This window comes from Dickeya undicola (genome assembly GCF_000784735.1).
GTDB lineage: Bacteria > Pseudomonadota > Gammaproteobacteria > Enterobacterales > Enterobacteriaceae > Dickeya > Dickeya undicola.
The window spans coordinates 70,327-95,036 of sequence record NZ_JSYG01000033.1 but is presented as its reverse complement, the minus strand read 5'-3'; the positions used below and the strand labels follow the sequence as shown (position 1 = coordinate 95,036).

General features: G+C 55.5%; 18 protein-coding genes. 14 read left to right on the top strand and 4 right to left on the bottom strand.

The annotated features are described in order from the left end of the window. Positions 1 to 241 precede the first annotated feature (241 nt). From OB87_RS15715 to maeB, 3 genes are all read left to right on the top strand, one after another. On the top strand, positions 242 to 1,477 hold the full coding sequence (locus OB87_RS15715; protein WP_050515734.1) for an Nramp family divalent metal transporter: 1,236 nt from the start codon (positions 242 to 244) through the stop codon (positions 1,475 to 1,477). A 155-nt stretch (positions 1,478 to 1,632) separates the two neighbouring features. After that, positions 1,633 to 2,217 (top strand): GDP-mannose pyrophosphatase NudK, encoded by a 585-nt coding sequence (nudK, locus tag OB87_RS15710; protein WP_033570353.1) that lies wholly within the window; start codon positions 1,633 to 1,635, stop codon positions 2,215 to 2,217. A gap of 426 nt (positions 2,218 to 2,643) precedes the next feature. Then, positions 2,644 to 4,923 carry an NADP-dependent oxaloacetate-decarboxylating malate dehydrogenase gene (gene maeB, locus OB87_RS15705; protein ID WP_033570352.1) on the top strand — a complete coding sequence of 760 codons (2,280 nt, stop codon included), beginning with the start codon at positions 2,644 to 2,646 and terminating at the stop codon, positions 4,921 to 4,923. Between the two features lie 59 nt (positions 4,924 to 4,982). On the opposite strand, the gene OB87_RS15700 is transcribed toward maeB, so the two are convergent. Together OB87_RS15700 and hemF are read right to left on the bottom strand one after the other, a co-directional pair. Next, a complete protein-coding gene (locus tag OB87_RS15700; protein ID WP_033570351.1) occupies positions 4,983 to 5,432 on the bottom strand; it encodes a YaiI/YqxD family protein in 450 nt (149 codons plus the stop codon). Further along, complete coding sequence (gene hemF / locus OB87_RS15695) at positions 5,429 to 6,367, bottom strand: oxygen-dependent coproporphyrinogen oxidase (RefSeq protein ID WP_033570350.1); 939 nt, start codon at positions 6,365 to 6,367, stop codon at positions 5,429 to 5,431. Before hemF ends, OB87_RS15700 begins: the two co-directional genes overlap by 4 nt. Before the next feature lie 202 nt (positions 6,368 to 6,569). On the opposite strand from hemF, the gene OB87_RS15690 reads away from it, so the two are divergent. From OB87_RS15690 to OB87_RS15660, 7 genes are all read left to right on the top strand, one after another. Further along, on the top strand, positions 6,570 to 6,995 hold the full coding sequence (locus tag OB87_RS15690) for a GNAT family acetyltransferase (protein WP_033570349.1): 426 nt from the start codon (positions 6,570 to 6,572) through the stop codon (positions 6,993 to 6,995). Positions 6,996 to 7,384: 389 nt separating this feature from the next. Continuing rightward, a complete protein-coding gene (locus OB87_RS15685; protein WP_235425288.1) occupies positions 7,385 to 8,209 on the top strand; it encodes a TonB family protein in 825 nt (274 codons plus the stop codon). Positions 8,210 to 8,251: 42 nt separating this feature from the next. Further along, positions 8,252 to 10,819: a TonB-dependent receptor plug domain-containing protein gene (locus OB87_RS15680; protein ID WP_033570347.1), complete on the top strand. Its 2,568-nt coding sequence runs from the start codon at positions 8,252 to 8,254 to the stop codon at positions 10,817 to 10,819. 98 nt (positions 10,820 to 10,917) lie between these two features. Continuing rightward, the gene (locus OB87_RS15675) at positions 10,918 to 13,710 is read left to right on the top strand and encodes a M16 family metallopeptidase (RefSeq protein ID WP_033570346.1); all 2,793 of its coding nucleotides are present in this window, start codon (positions 10,918 to 10,920) and stop codon (positions 13,708 to 13,710) included. Further along, the gene (locus tag OB87_RS15670; protein ID WP_033570345.1) at positions 13,707 to 15,368 is read left to right on the top strand and encodes an ABC transporter ATP-binding protein/permease; all 1,662 of its coding nucleotides are present in this window, start codon (positions 13,707 to 13,709) and stop codon (positions 15,366 to 15,368) included. Before OB87_RS15675 ends, OB87_RS15670 begins: the two co-directional genes overlap by 4 nt. A gap of 158 nt (positions 15,369 to 15,526) precedes the next feature. After that, a complete protein-coding gene (locus OB87_RS15665; protein WP_235425287.1) occupies positions 15,527 to 16,162 on the top strand; it encodes an RpoE-regulated lipoprotein in 636 nt (211 codons plus the stop codon). 435 nt (positions 16,163 to 16,597) lie between these two features. Further along, positions 16,598 to 17,872, top strand: coding sequence for a glycosyltransferase (locus OB87_RS15660; RefSeq protein ID WP_152605901.1), 1,275 nt, complete (start codon positions 16,598 to 16,600; stop codon positions 17,870 to 17,872). A gap of 167 nt (positions 17,873 to 18,039) precedes the next feature. Here OB87_RS15660 and OB87_RS20025 read toward each other — a convergent pair whose 3' ends face one another. Then, positions 18,040 to 18,309 (bottom strand): helix-turn-helix domain-containing protein, encoded by a 270-nt coding sequence (locus tag OB87_RS20025; protein ID WP_072025492.1) that lies wholly within the window; start codon positions 18,307 to 18,309, stop codon positions 18,040 to 18,042. Positions 18,310 to 18,690: 381 nt separating this feature from the next. On the opposite strand from OB87_RS20025, the gene OB87_RS15655 reads away from it, so the two are divergent. The 4 genes from OB87_RS15655 (at position 18,691) to cysM (ending at position 22,748) form a co-directional block, all read left to right on the top strand. Then, complete coding sequence (locus OB87_RS15655) at positions 18,691 to 19,368, top strand: helix-turn-helix transcriptional regulator (RefSeq protein WP_033570343.1); 678 nt, start codon at positions 18,691 to 18,693, stop codon at positions 19,366 to 19,368. Positions 19,369 to 19,382: 14 nt separating this feature from the next. Continuing rightward, a complete protein-coding gene (locus OB87_RS15650) occupies positions 19,383 to 20,705 on the top strand; it encodes a purine-cytosine permease family protein (RefSeq protein WP_033570342.1) in 1,323 nt (440 codons plus the stop codon). Between the two features lie 171 nt (positions 20,706 to 20,876). Further along, entirely contained in the window at positions 20,877 to 21,776 is a 900-nt protein-coding gene (locus OB87_RS15645; RefSeq protein WP_033570341.1) for a Dyp-type peroxidase, read from the top strand. A gap of 90 nt (positions 21,777 to 21,866) precedes the next feature. After that, a complete protein-coding gene (gene cysM / locus OB87_RS15640) occupies positions 21,867 to 22,748 on the top strand; it encodes a cysteine synthase CysM (RefSeq protein WP_033570340.1) in 882 nt (293 codons plus the stop codon). 15 nt (positions 22,749 to 22,763) lie between these two features. Here the strand turns inward: cysM and OB87_RS15635 are convergent, their stop codons facing one another. Then, positions 22,764 to 24,710 (bottom strand): MacB family efflux pump subunit, encoded by a 1,947-nt coding sequence (locus OB87_RS15635; protein WP_033570339.1) that lies wholly within the window; start codon positions 24,708 to 24,710, stop codon positions 22,764 to 22,766.

Genomic DNA, 24,710 nt, shown 5'->3' with positions numbered 1-24,710 from the left:
GGTTTACGCATTTTCTCTACGTTTCTGCCGCAGAAAACATTAAATTTCGAAATGCTATATTGATCGTTTTTTTGTTTATATTTTGTTAATCTTTACGTGTTAAAACGTGTGTCGTTTGTCGAATGAATGCATCATTATCATAACCTATCAGAGCAATCATCATTGCCATCCTAAATGCACTTGATAACCATTATCAACTTTGCGAGAGTAATAAAACAATAGCGTCAGAAGGGTTACTCATATGCCGGGGAGTCGTGTAATGGAGTCAGTCAGCCGTACGTCGAGGAAGCTCAAGCTTTCACTGATGGGGCCGGCTTTTATCGCGGCGATCGGTTATATCGATCCCGGTAATTTCGCCACCAATATTCAGTCAGGCGCAGCCTATGGATACCAACTGCTGTGGGTAGTGGTGTGGGCTAACCTGATGGCGATGTTGATTCAATTGCTCTCCGCCAAGCTTGGGATCGCTACCGGTAAGAATCTGGCGGAACATATTCGTGATCGTTTCCCGAAACCTGCGGTTTGGGCCTACTGGGTGCAGGCTGAAATCATAGCCATGGCGACCGACCTGGCAGAGTTCATCGGCGCGGCGATCGGTTTTCAGTTATTGCTTGGTGTGTCTCTGCTGGAAGGCGCGATTCTCACCGGGATTGCCACTTTTCTGATTCTGACGTTGCAGCAACGTGGGCAGAAACCACTTGAGATGGTGATCGGTGGGTTGTTGTTGTTTGTGGCGGCTGCTTACATTGTCGAGCTGATTTTCTCTCGCCCGGAGCTGTCGTCGCTGGCAAAAGGTATGGTAATGCCGAGTTTGCCCAATTCTGATGCGGTACTGTTGGCTGCGGGTGTGCTGGGCGCGACCATTATGCCACACGTGATCTACCTGCATTCATCATTGACACAGCAACAGAGCAACATCACCCGTGCCGAACGTTATTCCGCCACCAAAGTGGATGTTGCTGTGGCGATGACTATCGCCGGGTTTGTGAATCTGGCGATGATGGCGACGGCAGCTGCGGCGTTTCATTTCAGTGGTAATACTTCGATTGCCGAGTTGGATCAGGCGTATCTGACGCTGAAACCTTTACTGGGGCAGGCTGCAGCGACTATTTTTGGCTTGAGTCTGGTAGTGGCAGGATTGTCGTCTACGGTCGTTGGGACACTGGCCGGTCAGGTGGTGATGCAGGGGTTTGTACGCTTTAGCATTCCTATATGGGTCCGTCGTGTGGTGACGATGCTGCCGTCTTTTATCGTCATTCTGTCCGGCATGAACCCGACCAGGGTACTGGTGTTAAGTCAGGTTTTGCTGAGCTTCGGTATTGCTCTGGCGCTGATTCCGTTGTTGGTTTTCACCGGTAATCGCGAGTTGATGGGCTGCCTGGTGAACAGCCGCCGGGTGCAGAATCTTGGCAAGGCGATCGTCTGTATAGTGATTGCGCTTAACCTGTATCTGGTGCTGGACACGTTGCTGGGTTAACGTGCTCGTCCACGGTTTACGACGCCTCTGCCGATTATGGCAGGGGCGTTTGCTTTTGGGCGTCCGACTTTTCTGCTTTCATCTTATGATCACGTGCATTCCGGCAATCGCCGTCCTATTATCTGGGACTGATTTTCTGATACAGAGATTCCATGATGTCGTCGCCCATCACTATTCTTGATAAGCAACTGTTGTCCGATCACTGGTTTGTGCTGCATAAATATGTGTTCGATTTGAAACGTAAGAATGGCGGCACAGTGCGCCAGATGCGGGAGGTCTATGACCGTGGCAATGGTGCTGCCATCCTGCTTTACAACCGTGCTCAGGGGACGGTCGTGTTAACGAGACAGTTCAGGATGCCGACTTACCTGAATGGCAATGAAAGCGGGATGCTGCTGGAAGCGTGCGCCGGTTTGCTGGACGATCAGTCGCCGGAACAGTGCATCCGTAATGAGGCGATCGAAGAAACCGGTTATCAGATCGGTGAAGTGGAAAAGTTGTTTGAAGCTTACATGTCGCCGGGTGGTGTGACCGAATTACTGCATTTCTTTGCCGCAGAATATGACGGCTCACAGCGTAAAACGAACGGCGGCGGTGTGGATGATGAGGATATCGAAGTGCTGGAATTGCCGTTTAGCGAAGCGCTGGCGATGATTAAGGATGGCCGTATCCGTGATGGTAAAACCATCATGCTGTTGCAGCACGCGCAGATTAACGGCTGGTTTTCCAACCTGCGCTAACGCCATATCAACATGCTTGATGACAAGGGGCCGACAGGCCCCTTGTTGTTGACGGTAGCGCCCTGTTGACTAGTGGGTGGCTAGCCCATCTTCCCGTTTCTGCTGATCAGCGGCAAACAAGCGAATACCTTCGAACAGTCTCTTCCCCGCTTTGATCTTCCATGCCTTAACACAGCCTAAGCACCGTCAATGTGTGTCGGTTTGTCTGTGAGAAGGGATGCACTGGTCGCGATATCATCGGCATTTGGTGATGTTTGGCCGGGGAAATAGTCGTTATGGTGAGTGATTTTCACTCTCATTAATTAACTATATTAAGCGGTATTCCGGCGTGGATTTTGTAATGCTTCATGGTTTCGAAAATCACAGACACGATACACTGGGTGACTCGCCACCCTACTAACAAGCGACAAGACAAGGTAATAGACTATGGATGAACAATTAAAGCAAAGCGCACTGGACTTCCATCAATATCCGGTGCCGGGAAAAATTCAGGTTTCCCCGACCAAACCGCTGGCCACGCAGCGCGATCTGGCGCTGGCCTATTCTCCGGGCGTTGCTGCGCCTTGTCTGGAAATCGCTGAAGACCCGCTAGCGGCTTACAAATACACTGCGCGCGGCAATCTGGTGGCGGTGATCTCCAACGGAACGGCGGTGCTGGGGCTGGGCAACATTGGTGCGCTGGCCGGTAAGCCGGTCATGGAAGGCAAAGGGGTGCTGTTCAAGAAATTTTCCGGTGTCGATGTGTTTGATATCGAAGTGGATGAACAGGATCCAGACAAGTTGATCGACGTGATTGCGGCGCTGGAGCCGACTTTTGGCGGCATCAACCTGGAAGATATCAAAGCACCGGAGTGTTTCTACATCGAGCAGAAGCTGCGTGAACGTATGAAGATTCCGGTATTCCACGACGACCAGCACGGTACAGCCATTATCTGTACCGCCGCGGTGCTTAACGGTTTGCGTGTGGTGGAAAAACAGATTTCCGACGTTCGGCTGGTGGTATCCGGTGCGGGCGCTGCATCCATCGCTTGCCTGAATTTGCTGGTGGCGCTGGGTCTGAAGCGTGAAAACATCGTAGTGTGCGATTCCCGCGGCGTAATCTACAAAGGCCGTGAAGCCAACATGGCGGAAACCAAAGCAGCCTATGCTATTGATGATAACGGCAGCCGTTCGTTGGCCGATGTTATCCCGAACGCGGACATTTTCCTCGGTTGCTCTGGTCCTGGCGTGCTGACGCAGGACATGGTGAAAACCATGGCAGCGCGCCCGCTGATCATGGCGCTGGCGAACCCGGAGCCGGAAATTCTGCCGCCGCTGGTGAAAGCAGTGCGCCCGGACGCCATCGTGTGTACCGGTCGTTCAGACTACCCGAACCAGGTCAACAACGTACTGTGCTTCCCGTTCATCTTCCGTGGTGCGCTGGATGTGGGCGCGACCACCATCAACGAAGAGATGAAACTGGCTTGCGTGCACGCCATTGCCGATTTGGCGCTGGCGGAGCAGAGCGAAGTGGTGGCGTCTGCCTATGGTGATCAGGATCTCTCCTTCGGGCCGGAATACCTGATCCCGAAACCGTTCGATCCGCGTTTGATCATCAAGATCGCACCCGCGGTAGCGAAAGCGGCAATGGAGTCCGGCGTAGCGACCCGTCCGATTGAAAACTTCGATGATTACATCGAAAAACTGGCGCAGTTCGTCTACAAAACCAACCTGTTCATGAAGCCTATCTTCTCTCAGGCCCGTACCCAGCCGAAACGCGTGGTGCTGGCGGAAGGGGAAGACCCGCGCGTGCTGCACGCCACGCAAGAACTGGTGTCGCTGGGGCTGGCGTTCCCGGTGTTGATTGGTCGTCCAAACGTTATCGAAAAACGCATCCAGAAACTGGGCTTGCAGATCGCTATCGGCAAGGACTTCGAGGTGGTGAACAACGAGTCCGACCCGCGTTTCAAAGCTTACTGGACCGAATATTTCGAGATGATGAAACGCCGCGGCGTGTCTCAGGAGCAGGCACAACGCGATATGCGCGGTAACCCGACGCTGATCGGTTCCATCATGGTTCACCGTGGCGAAGCGGATGCGATGATCTGCGGTACGGTCGGTAACTATGAAGAGCACTTCAACGTTGTGGAGAAGGTGTTCGGCTACCGTGATGGCGTGCATGTGGCGGGCGCGATGAACGCGCTGCTGCTGCCGAGCGGCAACACTTTTATTGCCGATACCTACGTCAACCCGGACCCGACCCCGGAACAGCTGGCGGAAATCACCCTGATGGCGGCCAGCACCGTGCGCCGTTTCGGCATTGAGCCGAAAGTGGCGTTGCTGTCGCATTCCAGCTTCGGCACTTCTGATTCGCCGACGGCGAAGAAGATGCGCGCGACGCTGGCGCTGGTAAACAAGATGGCACCGGAACTGCAAATCGACGGCGAAATGCACGGCGACGCCGCGCTGGTAGAAGCCATTCGTCGTGAGCAGATGCCGAACAGTCCGTTGAAAGGCTCGGCTAACATTCTGATCATGCCGAATATGGAAGCCGCCCGCATCAGCTACAACCTGCTGCGCGTCTCTTCTTCAGAAGGTGTGACCGTTGGCCCGGTACTGATGGGCGTTGCCAAGCCAGTACACATCCTGACGCCGATCGCCTCTGTGCGCCGTATCGTCAACATGGTGGCGCTGGCGGTGGTAGAAGCACAGACCGCACCGCTGTAATCCGGCAGGACAGCCTGTAACGAAAAGATGAAACCGGCAGGGTGACCAGCCGGTTTTTTTTACGCCTGCTGCCGTAGCCACTTCTCCAATTCGTTAGCGAACTGCTGGCGATCGCGCTGGCTTAGTGATGCTGGGCCACCGGTTTGTACCCCGCTGGCGCGCAGCGTATCCATGAAATCCCGCATCGTCAGCCGCTCGCGGATAGTATCCGGGGTGTAGCATTCACCGCGTGGGTTGAGTGCGACCGCGTGTTTTGCCAGCACTTCGGCCGCCAGTGGGATATCTGCGGTGATCACCAAGTCGCCCGGCTGGACGCGACGCACGATTTCGTTATCTGCTACATCGAACCCGGCGGCGACGCGCAGGCTGTGGATGTGCGGCGAAGGCGGCGTTCTGAGCGGCTGGTTGGCGACCAGCGTCAGGCGGGTCGCGGTGCGATCGGCGGCACGGTAGAGCACGTCTTTAATGACGTTGGGACAGGCGTCGGCGTCCACCCAGATGGCGGTCATCCGCGTGCTCCCGACGGTGTATTCAGGCCGAGCCAATCACGGGCGGGCAGAAAGTCGCGGTACAGCGCCGCCTCAGGGCTGTCCGGCTCTGGTTGGTATTGGTATTCCCAGCGCACCAGCGGCGGCATCGACATCAGGATTGATTCAGTGCGCCCACCGCTTTGCAGGCCGAACAGGGTGCCCCGGTCCCATACCAGGTTGAATTCCACGTAGCGTCCACGGCGGTAAAGCTGGAATTGGCGTTCCCGCTCGCCCCACGGCGTATCTTTGCGACGATTGACGATCGGCAGGTAGGCTTGCTGGAAACCTTCACCCACCGCACGCATAAATGCAAAGCTGGTATCGAAGTCCGGCGTGTTGAGATCGTCGAAAAACAGGCCGCCGACACCGCGCGCTTCGTTGCGGTGCTTGAGAAAGAAGTAGTCATCACACCATTTTTTGTAGCGTGGGTAGACATCCTCGCCGAACGGCTGGCACAAATCGAACGCGGTTTGGTGCCAGTGGACAGCATCCTCTTCGAAACCGTAATACGGGGTGAGGTCGAAGCCGCCGCCAAACCACCAGACCGCCTGTTCGCCCGGTTTTTCCGCGATGAAGAAGCGTATGTTGGCGTGACTGGTCGGCACATACGGGTTCAAGGGATGGATCACCAGCGAAACGCCCATCGCCTGAAAACTGCGCCCAGCCAGTTCCGGGCGGTGGGTGCTGGCTGACGGCGGCAGCGATGCGCCGGAAACATGAGAGAAATTCACCCCGGCTTGTTCAAACACACGTCCCTGACGCAAAACACGGCTGCGCCCGCCGCCGCCGGAAGCGTGTTGCCAGGCATCTTCAATGAAGGTGGCAACGCCGTCGGCCAGTTCCAGTTGCCGACACAGGTTATCTTGTAACCTGAGTAGAAAGTGTTTGATTGCGTCGATATCAGGTGAGCTCATAGTGTCCCTTATGATGATGTTGAGAGGCTGTTGGACTTATTACCGCCTTAGTATATCGAAATTCGCCGGGCCGCCCATCGCCGGTAAATGCCGTCGATGTGAATCGGTGCCGTTGCTGAAAAGAGTATGACGGAGATATTGCGTCTGCGGTGAATCACGGGATAATCGGTCATTACTTATTGACTCTAGATGGCGAGTAACGATGGAAATCCGCGTATTCAGGCAAGATGACTTTGAAGAAGTGATTACCCTTTGGGAACGTTGTGATTTGCTGCGCCCCTGGAATGACCCGGAAATGGATATTGAACGTAAGCTCAACCATGATCCCGACCTGTTTCTGGTAGCAGAAGTGGGGGGGGAGGTGGTTGGCTCGCTGATGGGGGGCTACGATGGACACCGTGGTTCTGCCTACTATCTGGGGGTTCATCCTGACTATCGCGGCCGTGGCATCGCCAATGCGCTGATCAGTCGTCTGGAGAAAAAACTGATCGCGCGTGGTTGCCCGAAGATCCACCTGATGGTGCGCGAGAGCAACACCGCTGTCATCAGTATGTATGAAAAGATGAATTACGACATGGTTGACAGCATCACGCTGGGCAAACGCCTGATAGAAGATCAGGAGTATTGACGGTTCCCTCCCGGCCGCGTTTGCGCGCCGTTGGTCGTTGACGGGGATAAACCGCCTTATTTCCGTCTGATATCCCCACCAGCCTGGTGGCAGTATGCCGCCTTTTGGTTGCCGTCCTCGCCTTTACCCATTTCTCACGAGTGGCTTTTTACCTGTCCCAAAGGTCAGGTTGAACTGACATGCTGTAAATATTTATTGATAATGGGTATCATTTGTAAAATAATTCTCATTATCTATAAAGGGATGTTTCTGTTTGTTTTAAGGATAGGGAATCAGGGTAGATGCTGTGGTCTTACCCATAAATCTGATACTTATTTCTATAAATAAAACATGGTATTACGTTGAAAGCTACACATTCTCTCCTGTTGTCCGTTGGGATACATCTGTCGGTGGTATGGGCCTTACTGTGGGCGTTCACCCCTCATGAGCAGCAGGTGCTTCAGGCTGGTCGTATCGGCGAAAGCGTGACGGGCATCAATGTCACGTCGTTCTCCGCCCACGCCGTACAACTGTTTTCCACCAAAACGGCAACCTTGACGGCCGACGAGCCGGTAACCGCGGCCAGATCAACACCGGTTACCAAGGCATCGGCGGTGATGCCGACACTGCCCGTTAATGCGCGCGCCATCGTGACAGCCGCGTCTTCCGATTCCACGGTGACGACTCGTTCACCAAACCCAACGGAGAAAACCCGCGCTACCTCACGCCCGCCAAAAGACCCGGTGCCGGTGAAAGAAAAAACAAACGCCAAAAAAGCACCTGCCTCTCCACGCAATGAAACGCCTGATACGCCAACGCCTGTGGCGGACGCAGCGAGTCCGGCTGAGCCGGGAAATCGCGCAACGGCGTCTGCGCCTGCCAGTGTGTCGGCAGGTGGCCAGGCTGCACTGTCCGGTGAGAGCACCCAAGGGCAGGCGACACAGGGCGCGGGCAATAGTCAGACCGGCTCGCTAAAGGCGTTGCAACGGCGGGTGAATTATCCCGTGCGGGCACGCTCGATGGGGGTGGAAGGGCAGGTTCGACTGCAGTTTGACGTCACCGCCAGCGGCACGGTTACCCATATTCGGGTGTTGTCGGAAAACCCCGACGGGATGTTTAGCAGCGACGTTATCAAAGACATGGCGCGCTGGCGTTATCAGGCGGGTTCACCGGTTGCCGACCAGACGGTATCCGTTATTTTTCGGCTCAATGGCCATATCGAACTTCAGAATTGATTTTTTTGTTTTCAATATCATCAGGGTACAGGAAATAATTACATGAATAAGCATCTCTATTTGATGATGATACTCGGCGTATCATCAACGGCGACGGCTGCCGAACAGACGACTCAGACAGCCAATAACGCTGCCGATAAACCGGCGGCGGAAAAGAAAAATACGGATGAGGATACCATTCTGGTTCGCTCCACCCCCACCAGCCAGACGATGGGAACCCAGGTTATTTCCAGCGAGCAGATTCAGCGTCGACCGACGCGTAACGGCAGCGTCACGGAATTATTACGTTCGAATCCAAACGTGCGTTTTTCCAATGATCTCGATAGCAGCCTGACACCCGGTGAATTGGCACCAGAGAATGTATCGTTTCACGGCGAGAAGTTTTACCAAAATAACTACATGATCGATGGGTTATCCAATAATAACGTTATCAACCCTGGGGCGAATAATGGCGAACTGAGTAATACACCGGATGGTTATTCACCAACCGATCTACCTGCTGGCGGCGCGCAATCATTCTGGATTAACTCGGAGTTGATCGAGCAATTACAGGTGTTCGACAGCAATATCTCTGCGAAATATGGCGATTTTACCGGCGGTGTGGTCGATGCCAAATTAAAAGACCCGAAACTGGACCGCGCTTCCGGCCGCGTGTCTTATCGCACCACCCGCGACACCTGGACCCGTTACCATATCGACGACGATATTGAGAGCGACTTTTATTCAGCCAGCCAACTTTATTATCAGCCGAAATTCCGTAAGAATTTTTATTCCGCTACCTTTAATCAGCCATTAAGCGACAAAGCCGGATTTATTTTTGCCTATAACCGTCAGCAGTCGTCGATCCCGTTTTATAACAGCGTCATGGATGAATGGGTCACGCAGAAGCGCGAGGCGGAAACCTATTTGCTCAAAGGCACCTATCTGGCGGACAACGGCGATATTCTCCGGCTGACCGGCATGTACGCGCCGCATGAATCCGGCTATTACAAGAGAGACATCAAAAACGGCGGTTATACCAATACTGGCGGCGGCTATCGCGGCAATATTGAATGGGAACACAATGCAGACTGGGGGAAAGTGAGCAGCCTGGCGGGTTACCAGTTTGAGGAGAACCGCATTGAGCATGAGGACGATACCTACCAGTCCTGGTATCGCTATAACCTGACGTCCCGGTTTATCTCCAATGTTGTGGATTGGGGAACGGGGGTGCCAGGAAGGACCGCGCAACTAGCGGGAATCGGTGGTTATGGCAAATATGCCACAGAAAAACAGACCTTCACGTTCAAACAGGATTACGAGCTGAACCCGCTGGCGTGGTGGGGCACCAGCCATCAGTTGGATATGGGCTGGCAGGTAGATTCTTACCGCGCGCAATATCGCCGTTTTAGCGACGTATATACCAGCCGTAATACGCCGACCATCAGCACCAGCGTGGTGTGCCAGGCCGACGACGACTTCTGTATTAATGGCGAGCAGTATTACCGCAATCGCAATCTGTTCCCGGCGCGTCAAGTGGAAGGCAATTACCTCAACTATGCGGTGTATTTACAAGACAGCGTGAGTTACCAGAACCTGGAAGTGACGCCGGGCGTGCGCTTGCAGTATGACGATTACCTGAAAAACCTGAACATCGCCCCGCGTCTGGCGGCGTCTTACGATGTGTTTGGCGATCGCACTACCCGCATTTTCGGCGGAGCTAACCGCTACTACGCTCAGAATATGCTGGCGTACAAACTGCGTTCCGGGATTAACGAGTCAGTCGTGCAGAGCCGTACCAGTGCCAGCAGCGCCTGGACCAGCGGCAGTACCAGCTATGGTAGCTATGACTATGATATTTCCGACCTGAAAACGCCGTACAGCGATGAGCTGTCGCTGGGGTTGTCGCAACGGGTGTACGACACCGTGTGGACGCTGAAATGGGTTAATCGTCAGGGGCGCGACCAGTTTGGCCGCAGCAACAAAACGGATGCCGACGGCCAGCGCTATTACTACCTGACCAACGATGCCCGTACCGAGGGCAATACGCTGTCGCTGACGGTGGAGCCTATCAGCCCGTATAAGTTGAAATACGCCGATGTTCGCTGGGGGCTGAGCGCCAGCATGGCGGATAACAAGACCAGCTCACAGCTTTACTACGACCAGAGCAACCTGGACGACAGAAAGGTGATCTTCAAAGGCCGCCTGACCGATCGCCGTGACATGGACGCGCTTGACTACAACACCCCGTGGTCGGTGGCGTTGAATATCAACACCTATTTCCCGGCCATTCGCCTTAACTGGGATCATAACCTGGCCTACACCGCCGGTTACAAAGGTTACCGTAGCAGCAGTATTACCTGCTCCGGCAGTACCAGCAGCGTCAGCGCCTGCGGCGATTACACCGGTAGCGCCACACTGTATACCGAGCATCAGTATCAGGATTACGTCTCCTACGACTGGCGATTCAACTACTCCCTGCCTACCTATAAAAACCAGTCGCTGGACCTGACGCTGGATGTGATCAACGTCCTCGACAACGTGGTCGCCACCTCGCAAGAGACTTCCGGCAATACGGTGACCTACAAACTGGGGCGTCAGTTCTGGCTGGGTGTGGCTTACAACTGGTAATGGTCTGACATCGGGAGCGGGTGTGCTCGCTCCCGGCGATAAGTGCTTTATTTTTTGAACTATTCCGTCGGCTTTATATACCCATGATTGAGCGATTAATGAGAAAAATGACTTCCCGCTGGATAGGCACGATCGGTTTCTGTCTGTTCAGCGCGCTGGCCTCAGCGCAAACCGTCACCAGCCCGCTGCCGGTGATCACCGAAGGGCAACTGGATAATGGCCTGCGTTACACCATTGTGCCGCTGGCCGGACAGCAGCAGCGGCTGGACATCCGATTGATCGTTGAATCCGGTTCGCTGGACGAACAGGATGACGAATCCGGCGTAGCGCATATGGTGGAACACATGGTGTTTCGCGCCACGCGGGATTATCCGGCTGGTCTGGCGCAGACATTGGGCCAGCAGGGCTGGGTTCGTGGCCAGCATTACAATGCGATGACCAATTACGAGCGCACGGTTTACATGCTGAGCCCGCCTGCCGGAAAGCCGTCTTTGGGGTTGGCGTTAAGTGTGCTGGCGCAGATAGCCGGGCAGGCGCGCTTCGAGCCGGAAGACTGGCAGCGCGAGCGCCAGGTGATTTTGGAGGAGTGGCGCGGCAAGCTCGGTGTGGCGGAACGCATGAATCAACAGCGGGTGGCCGCGATTCGGCATGACTCCCGCTATCCTGAACGCCCGGTTATCGGTTCCGAAAGCACGATCCAGACCACGCCGGTAACGGTGCTGCGCCATTTTTACGCCCGTTGGTATCACCCGCGGAACATGCGCCTGATAGTGATAGGCGACCTGCAACCTGAACAGGTGAAACAGGCGATTGCGCAGGCGATGGGCACGCTGCCAGACGGCAACATACCGCCGCGGGAACAGTATGAACCCGCGTTGCGCCCACAGTTGCATGTGGTGCGTTTGCAGGACAGCCAGAGCAGCGTCAGCCAGGTGTCGTTCGTGTTCCGGTTTGACGACGCGGCGGCCAGAGCGTCCGGCGAGCAGGGGCTGCGCCAGCGTTTAATCAACCAGATCGCGCTGGACAGCCTGAGCCGACAGGTACAGCGTCAGCCTATCATTCCGGCAACGGCGGCTAGCAGTCTGGTGGTGCGCAAGTCCGACATTGGGCGCACCACGGTAGCGCTGGGGCTGTTCGCCTCGGTATTGCCGGACGGGCACCAGCAGGGGCTGACGGTGCTGTTGCAGGAGATTGCACGCCTGCGTCATTACCCGCTCTACGAGTCCGATATCGCAGCCGTTAAAGATGAGATTCGCCAGTCGGCGGAGAAAATGGCGGCGACGCCGGAACAGCGCGAATTTTCCGACTGGGTGCAGCAACTGGTGGTGTCCTGGCAGCAGGATCGCCCTTATACCGGTAAACAGCAGTTGGGGCAGCAGGTTTTGGCTGAGCTGAAGACCATTACCGCCGCGGATATCAACGCCTGCCTGCAACGCTGGTTGTCATCGCCCGATCAACTGGTGCAGTTCAGTGTTCCCGGCAGCCTGCCGTTCACGCTGCCGTCGGCGGCCGATATTGAGCAACTGCGTCAGCAGGCGGCTCGCGGCGAGCTGGCACCGCTGCAAAAGTCCGTTACGCGGGTAGCACCGGTGTTGCCTGTGGCGGAAGGCCGTGGCGAGGTCACCCGGGTACGAACGTTCCCGGCGCAACACGTGGAGGAATGGCAACTGGGTAACGGCGATCGGCTGGTGTGGTTGCGCAGCGCTCAGGCTGGCAAGTCGGTATCGCTGACCGTGCAATCGTCGGCCGGTTTTATGACACCGGGGCGTGAGCCGTGGCTGGCTCAACTCGCCAGTCAGTTGATCAGCCAAAGCGGGCCAACCGGCTGGAAAGGCCGGGATCTGAATGACTGGAAAAAAGCGCAACGGCTCTCGCTCAGCCTGGATTATCAACCGGATGAACTGCGCTGGAGCGGCAGCGTCAGCCCGGACAAGCTGGACGCGCTGTTGCATCTCTACCATGTCATGAATCGGTCGGCAGCCATTGATGAAAACGATATGCGCGACAGCCTGTCGGTGCTGAAGCGACAGCAGGTGACCCGCGAACAAAGTGTTGGCTCCCGGCGGGAGCGGGAGATCGCCGAGCTGCAATTCGGCAACGCGCCGACGCCTTTCCCGACGCCGACGCAACTGGATACCGTCACCGCCGAACAGTTGGCACAGCAGTGGCGGCAGACCACGGCGGCACCGGTAACCTATTACCTGCTGGCGGACCTGCCGTCAGAGCAGTTACGCCCGTTGGTGGAGCGCTACCTGGCTTCGCTGCCGCGTCAGGCTGGCGCACAAAGCCCACAGCATCTGGCGCTGGCAGGGAAACGCGAACGCGTCTCTGCCATCAATCTGGAACCGAAGGCGGATATCTACCTATGGAGCTTCTCGCCGCAGACGTGGACGCCGCAGCAGGCGGTGCAGGTGAATATCGCCTCCCGGCTGGCGGCCCGTTATCTCAAGGCCAGCCTGCGGGATGACGCGCAGGGTGTTTATAACCTGAAGATGGAAAGCCGTCTGAATGATAAAAGCCAGCGCATCGAGACGTTGCTGCGTTTTACTACCTCACCGCAGCGGGCAGAGGAATTGAAACGTAATGCACAACAGGTGCTGGAAACGCTGGCGGCGCGCATCACGCCGCAGGATGTGGAGCAGGAGCGCAAGCAGTTTATCCACAGCGAGCGTGCCCGCCAGCAGGACAGCGCCACCCTGATGTCGCGGCTGATGCTGAGTTACCGGAACTACCACGACCCCCGCTATCTGACCCAACTGGATAGCCTGGCCCCGGCGATTACGTTTGAAGCGGTGCGTGATGCGGCGTCCCAGCTGTGGCATCCGCAGAATCAGGTGGTGTATGTCACCTTGCCTCAACACACCGCATTACCGCAGGAGAAAAAATCGTGAAACCGTTCCTGCGGGCTTTTGCCCTGCTGTGCCGCCCCTTCTGGCTTAACCGGCGTTACTGGCAAAGCTGGCTGCTGTTGGCTGCTATCGTGGCGATGGGCGGCAGCATTGTTTACCTCAACGTCCGCATCAATGACTGGAGCAAAAGCTTTTATGATGCGCTGGGCGCATTCGATAGCGGCCTGCTTTACCGCCTGATCAAGGAATATTGCCTCTATATCCTGATTTATATCGGTGTTTTCGTGTATCAGGAATGGCTGACCAAGCTACTGATTATTCGCTGGCGCGAACAGATGACGGCGGCGTTTATCGACAGCTGGCTGGCGAAGCGCGCCTTTTATCGCCTGTCGCTGAGCGGCCGGGTGGATAACCCGGACCAGCGCATCGCGCAGGATGTCGACCTGTTCGTCACCCAAACGGTGCGGCTGCTGGTATCGTTTATCATCACCTTCGCCCAGTTGTTCTCGTTCCTGCTGATCTTGTGGAATCTGTCTGGTGTGCAGCAGTTTACGCTGTGGGGACACAGCGTGACCGTCAGCGGTTATCTGGTATGGGTAGCGGTGATCTATACCTTGCTGGGTAGCCTGATTACCCAGTGGATCGGCAAACGGCTGCATGGCATCAACTACCATAAACAGCAGGCGGAAGCCGATTTTCGCGCCTCGTTGCTGCGCAAACACGACAGCGCGGAGCAGATTGCGCTGTACGGCGGCGAACGGCAGGAAAAGCGTCAGTTGGGTGGCTATTTTTCGTCGATCGTCAGCAATTGGCGTTCACTGATGAATGCCGAGCGCAACCTGGGCCTGTTTACCGTCGGGTATACCCGCGTCAGCCTGATTGTGCCGGTATTCGCCGCGCTGCCTGCGTTTCTCAGCAAGACCGTCACGCTCGGCGGGCTGATGCAGATCCGCAGCGCGTTCGGGCAGGTGCACAGCGCGCTGAGCTGGTTTATTCGGGTGTATTACTCACTGGTGGAACTCTCCGCCAGCATGACGCGTCTGGATCAGTTCCGGCGGGAAATCGAAGCGCATCAGGATACGGCGATACCGGTTGTACAAGGTGAGCTATTGCAGGTGGAGCGGCTCAGCTTCTCCACGCCACAGGGGCAACCGCTGCTGCGCAATGTGACGTTCCAGTGTGCGCCTGGTAGCTGGAACCGGCTTTCCGGCCACAGCGGGCTGGGGAAATCGACCCTGCTGCGCACGCTGGCCGGGCTGTGGCCCTATTACCACGGTGCCTGGCAGGCTGGGCGTGGTCAGGCGCTGCTGTTGCCGCAGCAAAGTTATCTGGGGCAGGGCGTGTTGGCGGAGGTGATTTGCTACCCGCGTGCGCCGCTGGACGATGACGCGCTGTTGCGTCAGGTGCTAGAACAGGTTGGGCTAGGTGACTGGGGCGACCGATTGCAGCAGCAGATGAACTGGGATCGGGTGTTCTCCGGCGGTGAGCGGCAGCGGCTGGCGTTAGCGCGAGCGCTGATCAATCGCCCGGATCACCTCTATCTGGATGAAGCCACCAGCCATCTCGATCAGACGGCGGCCCGGCACCTATTGGGGGTGATCCGACAGGCCTTGCCACACTGCACCGTGATTGCGGTCACTCACCAGCAGGAACTGGCCGATCTGTTCCATTACCACATCGATCTGGCCGCGTTCCGCTAACCGTACTTTCACGTCGGCCAGGAGCGTTTTTCTCAGGATGAACGTTTCCCCGGCCCGCCCGAACAGTGGTAATCTTGACGCCATGTACGCGCTGTGGACTAACCAGCGTGAGTTTTTACGGCACTTTCTGCCGGAGGCGCACTCAAAGAGCCTATGCTATGGCTGACTCGTTGAGTGCGCCGTTTTATGTTGAGGAGTCGAGAGTGACAAAAGTGCGTCCGTTGTTTTTGGTGTTTCCGCTATTACTCGCGGGGTGCAGCACGCTATCTGGTTTTTCCTGGTCCAGTTTGTCGCCGTTCAACTGGTTCGGTCATCGTCTGACGGTATCGGACGCGGGTGTGGGTGACATTAATGCTAAAACGCCGATGCTGGAGTCAGCGTTGAATGACGCGCTGAATGGTGATTACCGTCTGCGCGGTGGTATGGAAACCCGTAACGGTAAGCTGGTATCGGTCTATGAAGCGCTCAAGAATGACAGCGTTGGGCTGGTCATCAGCGGCGAGCCGAAAGGCCAGGTCAAACAGGTGGCGGTGATGGACAAGGCGATCGCCAGCGAGTGGGGCGTGAAAATCGGCGATGAGTTCAGCTCGCTTTACAGCAAAGCGTTTGGCCTCTGCCAGCCGGGACAAGGCGCGGATGCCCGCAGTGTGGAATGCGTGGCCCCGCAGGGTAAACACGTCAGCTACCTGTTTTCCGGCGACTGGAACGGCCCGGAAGGGTTGATGCCGTCCGACGATATTCTCAAGAGCTGGAAAGTCAGCAAGATCGTCTGGCATGAGCAGGCGCGGGAATGATTGATCAGTATGATTAATTAATACATGAACCGGGATGATGGGGTCCCGGTTCGTGTCGCCGCCACGTTTGGCTCTGTAATGCAATTTCTATCAGATTTATTGTTGAAGTTGGTTAAAGAATTTGTCTCCTATTCTGTGCTGATATATCAAAAAATATCCTAATCATTCACTTATTTTAATCATTTCATCATCGTACTATCCTATTTTTTTCCTTCTCATTCGTCATTACTGCTGAATATGATCCAGATCGCTTTCGGTGCTGTATCTGCTCTCGCCTGACGCTAACATATAAGTCTGCGTACAGATTGCCGACATGCGTCGCTGTGTGCGATAGGCGGCCGTAGTGGCTGCAACATCAACTGTACAGGAAGTCTGGTGTGCGCATTGGTATCGCGTCAGGACCTGCACACTGATAACGATCAATAAGGAGTGTTAATGTCTCATATCCTGATGGCCGCGGTGGCAACACCGGGGCATGTTTATCCTATGCTGACCATCGCCCGTCATCTGCTGACCAAAGGGCACCGGGTCACGTTGTTTAGTGGCGCGCTATTTCGTGAGCAGGCGCAAGCGGCCGGTGCTGGGTTTATCGCGTTCGATGAGCAGATCGATTTTGACTACCGTTACCTGGAGCGCCATTTTCCCAAGCGCGCCACTCTGCCGCCCGGCAACGCACAGATGGCGCTGGCGCTGCGCGAATTCTTCTCCGCGCCTATCCCGTTGATCGACCGCCAATTGCGCGCTGTGCTGGCGCAAACCCAGCCGGATGTCGTGATGGCCGAAAACTGTTTCTATGGCATTCTGCCGCTGCTGGCGAGCAAGGAACGTCCGCCGGTGATCGGCATCGGTGTGACACCCTTGTCTTTCTCTTCCCGCGATTCGATCTTTTACGGGCCACGTATTCCGCCCTCGCTGTTGCCGCCGGATTTAACCCGTGAGCAACTGATCGACGAGGAAACCCGCGAGCTTATCGCCGGTGTGAAAGAGGCGTTCGATACAGTGATGGTGCAGTCAGGGCAGAAGCCGCTAACGGCCCCCTTTGCCGACGCACTGATCAGCGGGTGCGACCGCTTCCTGCAACTGTCCACCACCGAACTGGAATACCACCGCGATGATTTGCCGTCGTGCGTGCGTTTTGTGGGGCCGTTGCCGTTAAAGGTGGCGGAACAGGACGCGGAACACGCGCTGTGGGATCCGCAGGACACCCGGCCGCTGGTGATTGTATCGCAGGGAACGCTGGCGAATGTGGACTTACAGCAATTGATTGGCCCGACGTTACGCGCGCTGGCTCATCTGCCCGTTCGGGTGCTGGCGACCACCGGCGGCCGACCGGTGGAGGAATTGGCCGCCTCAGCGTCGGAAAACGCGCGGGTATGCCGCTTTGTCTCGCTGGAACACTGGCTGCCGCAGGCGGCGCTGCTGATCACCAACGGGGGATACGGCTCGCTCAACGCGGCGTTGTCTCACGGCGTTCCGTTGATTGTGGCCGGTACGGGTGAAGACAAACTGGAAACCGCAGCGAGGGTAGTGTTTGCCGGTTGCGGACTGAACCTTGGCACCAGCACGCCGGGTGAGCAGCAGATTGCCGACGCGGTGATGCGCATTCTCGAACAACCCGGTTATACCCAGCGGGCGCGTTGGGTACAGGCAGATTGCGCGCGCCATCATGCGCTGGAGGCGATCGCGGAAGAAGTGGGGGCGATCGGGTAGGCGCTTGCTGTATATACGGCGGGCTTTGATTGACCGATTTGCTTGAGTCGCTGATCTTGATGACAATACCACCGCCATCCGTGCGGTGGTTTTTTCACCCCGATGCGGCGGTATGGCGAATTATCTTTGTCTGTGTGTTAGCGAATGCGTAGGCCGAAGGATGTGGCTTATTGACGCGAACTGCGCATCAGTTTTTGACGATCAATCCAGGTATTAGTGTGGGGATCATAATAACGGCTTGGCCATATTTTTTCAGGCTTAACACCTAATGCGTTGGCGATCAGTAATTCTCCTTTCGGCCAGGGGCGATATAACGCGTTTGCCAAAGTACTGGAGCTTAATCCGGCTTCTCGTGATACAGCTGAGAGTGATGTCCCTTTCTTCCTTAATGCAGCAATGATATCGGCAGAATGCCAGTCCATTCTCCTTGTGCGCATGACTTATCCTCGATGCTTGTGGTTGATTGTTATTTTGCTTGTGACACCCTGTTACTATTACACACTTCTATAGGTAAAAAATACTCTTGAATTAAATTTAATTTAATAAAATTAAGGATATTATGTGCCTAATCATAACGGTGTCAGGCTAACTTCATAATTGGTTTGGTCAGGTAATGGACAGTTAATGTTTTAATTATTTCTCTAATAAAATAATTTTTCTATGGCTTATGGTTTGTTCGAATTAGTCACAAAAGGTAATTGTTTTGTTTATTTAATTAGGTTGTTAATCGTTTGTAGTGGTAGTAAAGGTACTGGCGGATTTCAGTAAAATAATTATATTTTGAAAAAAAGTAATTGATAAACAGGATGTTGATTGTGATGGCTGCTAACTACAATTATCTGTGCTCGTTTATTCCCTTGCTGGATAGTCTGAGTGAGCCGTGGGGGATTAAAGATCTGACATCTCGCCATGTGTATATGAATGCGTCCGCGTACAGTTACACCAATACGCCAGTGAGTTTTGATATTGAGGGGAAATTCGATGAGGAATTTCCACTCGCCTGGGCGGAATTATCGAGTGATTTTATTGAGCATGATCATCGAACGGAGCGTCGTGCCGAACGGGTTACCGTCATTGAAACCCATTACTGGTTTGGTAAAGCAGAGTTGTCGCCATTTATCAGTGAAAAAATTCCTCTTTTTAATCCGGAAAAAGAGTGCGTGGGCATTTTGTGGAATGCACGGCCGATGACCACATTGTCACCACTTATTCATGTTGACCGACGTAAACCCACGGTACTGAAAACTGAAATAACGACCGATCTGTTCACCCGAGCTGAATTGGATACGCTCTTTCTGGTACTGCGGCGTTTTTCCAGTAAGGAAATTGCGAAGAGGTTTAACCTGTCCAGCCGGACGATCGAAAATAGAATCCAAAACATGTACCAAAAAGCCGGTGTGCATTCGTTTAGTCAGTTTGAAGAGTTTTGTTATCAACAGGGGCTGGATGGCTTTATACCGCACTCATTGCTGACCAAAGGCATTTTATTTATCTGATAAGGATGACAGGAATGGAAAACATTGATGATTATCCGGTCAGCCGGGTTCCGACGTCGGTACGGCTGCCGTTTTTCAATGTGGCTTTGGTTCATATTGGTATGCTCACCGCACTGGACCAGTTTATGTTGGGGGCGGTGCTGGGTCATTCGATGACGCTTGGCGAGGCTTTTCTGGCGATAGCTATCGGCAGCGCGATTTTTGGTGTTGTCACGCTGGGGCTGGGCTACGCGGGCATGAAGGAGGGATTGTCCGGCAGTCTGTTGGCGCGCTGGTGTGGTTTTGGCCGGATGGGCGCGGTGTTTATCGGCGCGATTATCGCCGTCAGCCTGTTGGGCTGGTTTGGTGTACAAAATGCGGTGTTTGCCAAGTCGCTTAATTTTGCGTTAGGTGATCGGCTGGGATTTGGCTGGTCAGCGGCGCTTTCCGGCTGCGCGTTGACGCTACTGGTCACCTTCGGTTTCAGTGCGTTACGTTACACTGCCAGAGTCGCGGTGCCGCTATTTATCATGGTGGTCGGCTATATTTCGACTATGACGCTGACCGGGCACAGTATTACCGAGTTACTGCAAAAGAGCGTATCCGGCGAGGCCATTTCAGTGAGCGCCGGAGCGACGATGGTGGTCGGTGGTTGTATTGTGGCAAGTCTGATTACTCCTGACATGACACGTTATTCTCGTCGCGGGCGGCATGTCTTCTGGATCACGATGCTGTCGATCATTATCGGTGAATTTGTCGTCAATGGGCTGGCGATCTTGATTGCCCGCGCGCTTAATACCGCTGATATCGTGACTATCATGTCGCAAACCGCAGGCGGTATCGGGCTGATTACTGTGATTTTCTCTACCTTGCGCATCAACGATATCAATCTGTATTCATCGTCGCTGGGCATTGCCAATGCGGTGGAAGGTATTACCGGCAGAAAGCTGAGCTACAAGTCCATCACGTTGCTGATCGGTTTTATTGGCACATTTCTGTCGGTTATCGGCATTTTGGATCGGTTTGTGGATTTCCTGACATTGCTGGGGGTGTTCTTCCCGCCGGTTATCGGGGTGATGCTGGTGGATTACTATATTCTGCGAACCAGCCGGACGTTGCTGGACGAGAGTCGCCAACATGGTGAATTGCCGGATGCAGGCAGCACGCCATACATCGGTTGGTCGGCGATTATCGCTAGTCTGGCGGGGAGCGCCGTTGGGTTATTCACCGATTGGGGTATCCCGGCGCTGAATTCGCTGCTGGCAGCCAGTCTGCTGTATTGGCTGATCAAGGTGACGTTCTCGAAAGTGAAATCCATCCAGGGGGAATGCAGCTTCTGGAATGATCATGCTTGTTAAAACCGCCATCTATGCTTCCCAACGTTATTGGTAAGGTTATTCTGTTATCGTCAACATCGTCTGATATCATGTGATGAATATTGGGGCGTGGCGGTCACGCCTCATGTTTTTATTGATTCCGATAGCGGCCTGGCGTCGGTTGTCGGTGCGAGTAATGTGAGGAAGCAACAGATGACACAAATTCAAAGCGGTATTTTGCTGGAGCATCGCCGTTTTGCCATTTTCATGGAGGCTATGGTACAGGGAGAATTTGATGCCATCCGCCAGGGGTGTAAGAAGTTCTGTCAGGCGCTGGCCGAATTGCAGCAACGTTTTCCTGACGCGGGTCTTGGCGCGGTAATCGCTTTTGGTTACGACGTTTGGCGCGAGCTGGATTGCGACAACAGCGCACAAGAACTCAAACCTTTCACGCCGCTGGGTAACGGGCTGGCACCGGCCACTCAGCGTGACATGCTGATTCACATCCAGTCGTTGCGTCATGACGTCAACTTTTCGCTGGCGCAGGCGGTGCTGGCGGCGTTCGGTAACACCATCAACATCGAAGAAGAAACCCACGGTTTTCGCTGGGTGGAAGACCGCGACCTGAGCGGTTTTGTCGATGGTACAGAAAACCCACAGGGCGACGCCCGGCGTGACGTCGCCATCGTGCCAGATGGGCAGGCGGGCGAAGGCGGCAGCTATGTGTTTGTTCAACGTTGGGAGCACAATCTGCGCCAGTTGAATCGCATGAGCGTGGAACAGCAGGAACAGATGATCGGCCGCACCAAACAGGATAATGAAGAATTGTCCTCCGAGTCGCGGCCGGTGACCTCGCATCTGAGCCGCGTCGACCTCAAGGAAGACGGCAAGGGGCTGAAAATCCTGCGTCAGAGCCTGCCTTACGGCACCGCCAGCGGCAAACATGGCCTGTATTTCACCGCCTATTGCGCCCGTCTCTACAATATTGAGCAGCAACTGCTGAGCATGTTTGGCGACCGTGACGGCAAACGCGACGACATGCTGCGTTTTACCCGCGCGGTCAGCGGCAGTTACTTCTTTGCCCCTTCGCTTGATCGTTTGTTAGCGCTATAACAGAATCCGGTTTTGCTACGAGTGACAAACAGGCACTGCATCGCGGTGCCTGTTTTTTTGGCGACGTCTGACGTCGTGCGGAGAGAGAAAGTGAGTACGCTTGAACACTGCGTCGGCAATACGCCGTTGATCAAATTACAACGTCTGGCCCAGCACACCGGCAGCGAAGTCTGGCTGAAGCTGGAGGGCAACAATCCGGCCGGTTCAGTAAAAGACCGGGCCGCGCTGTCGATGATCCAGCAGGCGGAACGCCGGGGCGAGATTGCGCCGGGCGACACGCTGATTGAGGCCACCAGTGGTAACACCGGCATCGCGCTGGCGATGGTGGCGGCGATGAAAGGTTACCGACTGCGCCTGCTGATGCCGGAAAACATGAGTCTGGAACGACAGGCTTCGATGCGGGCCTACGGGGCGGAACTGCTGCTGGTCAGCCGACAGCAGGGAATGGAAGGCGCGCGCGACCTGGCATGGCAGATGGCGCAGGCGGGCGAAGGTAAATTACTCGACCAGTTCAACAACCCGGACAATCCGCTGGCGCACTTCACCACCACCGGCCCGGAAATCTGGCGGCAAACGCAGGGCCGCCTGACGCATTTTGTCTCCTGCATGGGCACCACCGGCACCATCACCGGTGTGAGTCGTTACCTGAAAAGCCAAAGTGAGACGGTTTGTACTGTCGGCCTGCAACCGCAGGACGGTAGCCAGATCCCTGGGATCCGTCGCTGGTCGCCGGACTATATGCCGGGCATCTTCCAACCACAGCTGGTGGACCGGATTATGGATATGTCGCAGCAGGAGGCGGAAAGCACCATGCAGCAACTGGCGCGGGTAGAAGGGGTGTTCTGCGGCGTCAGCTCCGGCGGTGCGGTGGCGGGGGCGCTGCGTATCGCCGCCGAACAGCCCGGCAGCCTGATCGTCACCGTGGTGTGCGATCGCGGCGATCGCTATCTTTCCACGGGAGTGTTTGGCTAAACGTCACGCCTGTGCTTATTCCCGCTCCAGCGCGTGGATCGGTTGCAGTTGTGCCGCCCGCCGCGCCGGGAAGAAGCCGAAAATCACGCCAATCAGGCTGGAGCAGAGAAACGCTGCCGCCATCGACGCGGTGGAATAAAGAAATGTCACGTTGCTGACATGGCTGGCGATGGCGCCCGCCAGCAGCGACAGCATCACGCCCAATACGCCGCCACACAGGCACACCAACACCGCCTCAATCAAAAATTGCTGCATGATGTCGCTGGTGCGCGCGCCGACCGCCATTCGCACGCCGATTTCCCGCGTGCGCTCGGTCACGGATACCAGCATGATGTTCATGACGCCGATGCCACCCACAATCAACGAAATCAACGCGATGGCGGACACCAGCAGCGTCATGGTGGCGGTGGTCTGCCGGATGGTTTGACGAATGCTGTCGGTGTTCATGACGAAAAAATCCTTGTTGCCGTGCTGGCGCGTCAGAATCTGGGTGATGCCTTGTTGCGCGACGTTCAGGTCGATATTGTCTTTAACTCGCACGGTAATACTGCGCAGGTATGACTGGCCGACCATGCGGTGCATCACAGTGGTGTAGGGCAGCCAGACGTTCAGGTTTTCATCGCTGCCGAAGCCAGACTGTTTGCGGGTGGCGACGCCGATAATGCGACAGGGTAGGGTGCCGAGAAAAATTACCTGTCCCAGCGGGTTTTCGCCGTTGGGGAACAGTTTATTGCGGGTGTTCTGGTCGATGACGGCTTCCTGCGTCAGCTGTTCAACGCTAAGCGGCGAGAACCCGTTGCCTTCCGACAGGACATAACCGCGCACGGTGAAGAACTGCTCACCCACGCCATTGACGCTGACCGATACCGCTTTATTGGTGTAACGCAGCGTCACCGACGTCGAGACAGTGGGGGTAACGCTGTGGATGTAGGGTTGCTGTTCCAGCGGCCGCAGGTCGTTGACGCGTAGCGTCTGAATAGCGGCGGAGTGCATATCGCCGAAATCCTTGCCGGGAAAGATCTCCAGCGTGCTGGTGCCCATAGCGTTGATGTGTTCCAGCACCTGTTGCTGCGAGCCTTTGCCGAGCGCCACCACCGACACCACCGAGGCGATACCGATAATAATCCCCAGCATGGTCAGGAAGGTACGCATCCTCTGGGCGTTCATGGCTCGCAGCGCCATCCTGAAGGCATTTTGCAGCCGGTCGTACCCGCTGGTCAGCGTTGTAGACGGTAGCGGGGTTGGGGGCGTAGGCGTTGCCGGTGTCATGTCGTCGGCTGTTTTGCGGTCAGCGACGATTTCACCGTCGTGAATCTCGATGATGCGGCCTGCCATTTGGGCGATGCGCATATCGTGGGTGACCAGCACGATAGTGTGCCCTTGCTGATGCAACTCATGAAGAATCGACAGCACTTCCTCGCCGCTGGCGCTGTCGAGCGCGCCGGTAGGTTCGTCTGCCAGAATCACCTGGCCGCCGTTAATCAACGCGCGGGCGATGCTGACGCGCTGTTGTTGCCCACCTGACAGTTGGTTTGGCGAGTCTTGCAAACGACCCGCGAGGCCCAGCCTCGCCAACAAGGCGGCGGCGCGTTGGTGGCGTTCGTGGCGAGCTTGACCGGCATACACCGCTGGCATTTCCACGTTATCGCCCACGTTCAGGTCATTAAGCAGGTGGTAACGCTGGAAGATGAACCCAAAATGCTCGCGGCGTAATGCAGCAAGCTGGTCGCCATTCAGGGTCAGGGTCGAAACGTCGGCTACCTGATAGTCTCCCTGCGTCGGTTTATCCAGGCAGCCGAGGATATTCATCAGCGTGGATTTACCGGAGCCGGACGCGCCGACGATGGCCACCATTTCACCAGCATGAATCGCCAGATTAATGTTTTTCAACACATCGACACGTTGTTCACCGTTGATAAAACTACGGTGGACTTGCCGCAGCACTAACAAAGGCGTGCTCAT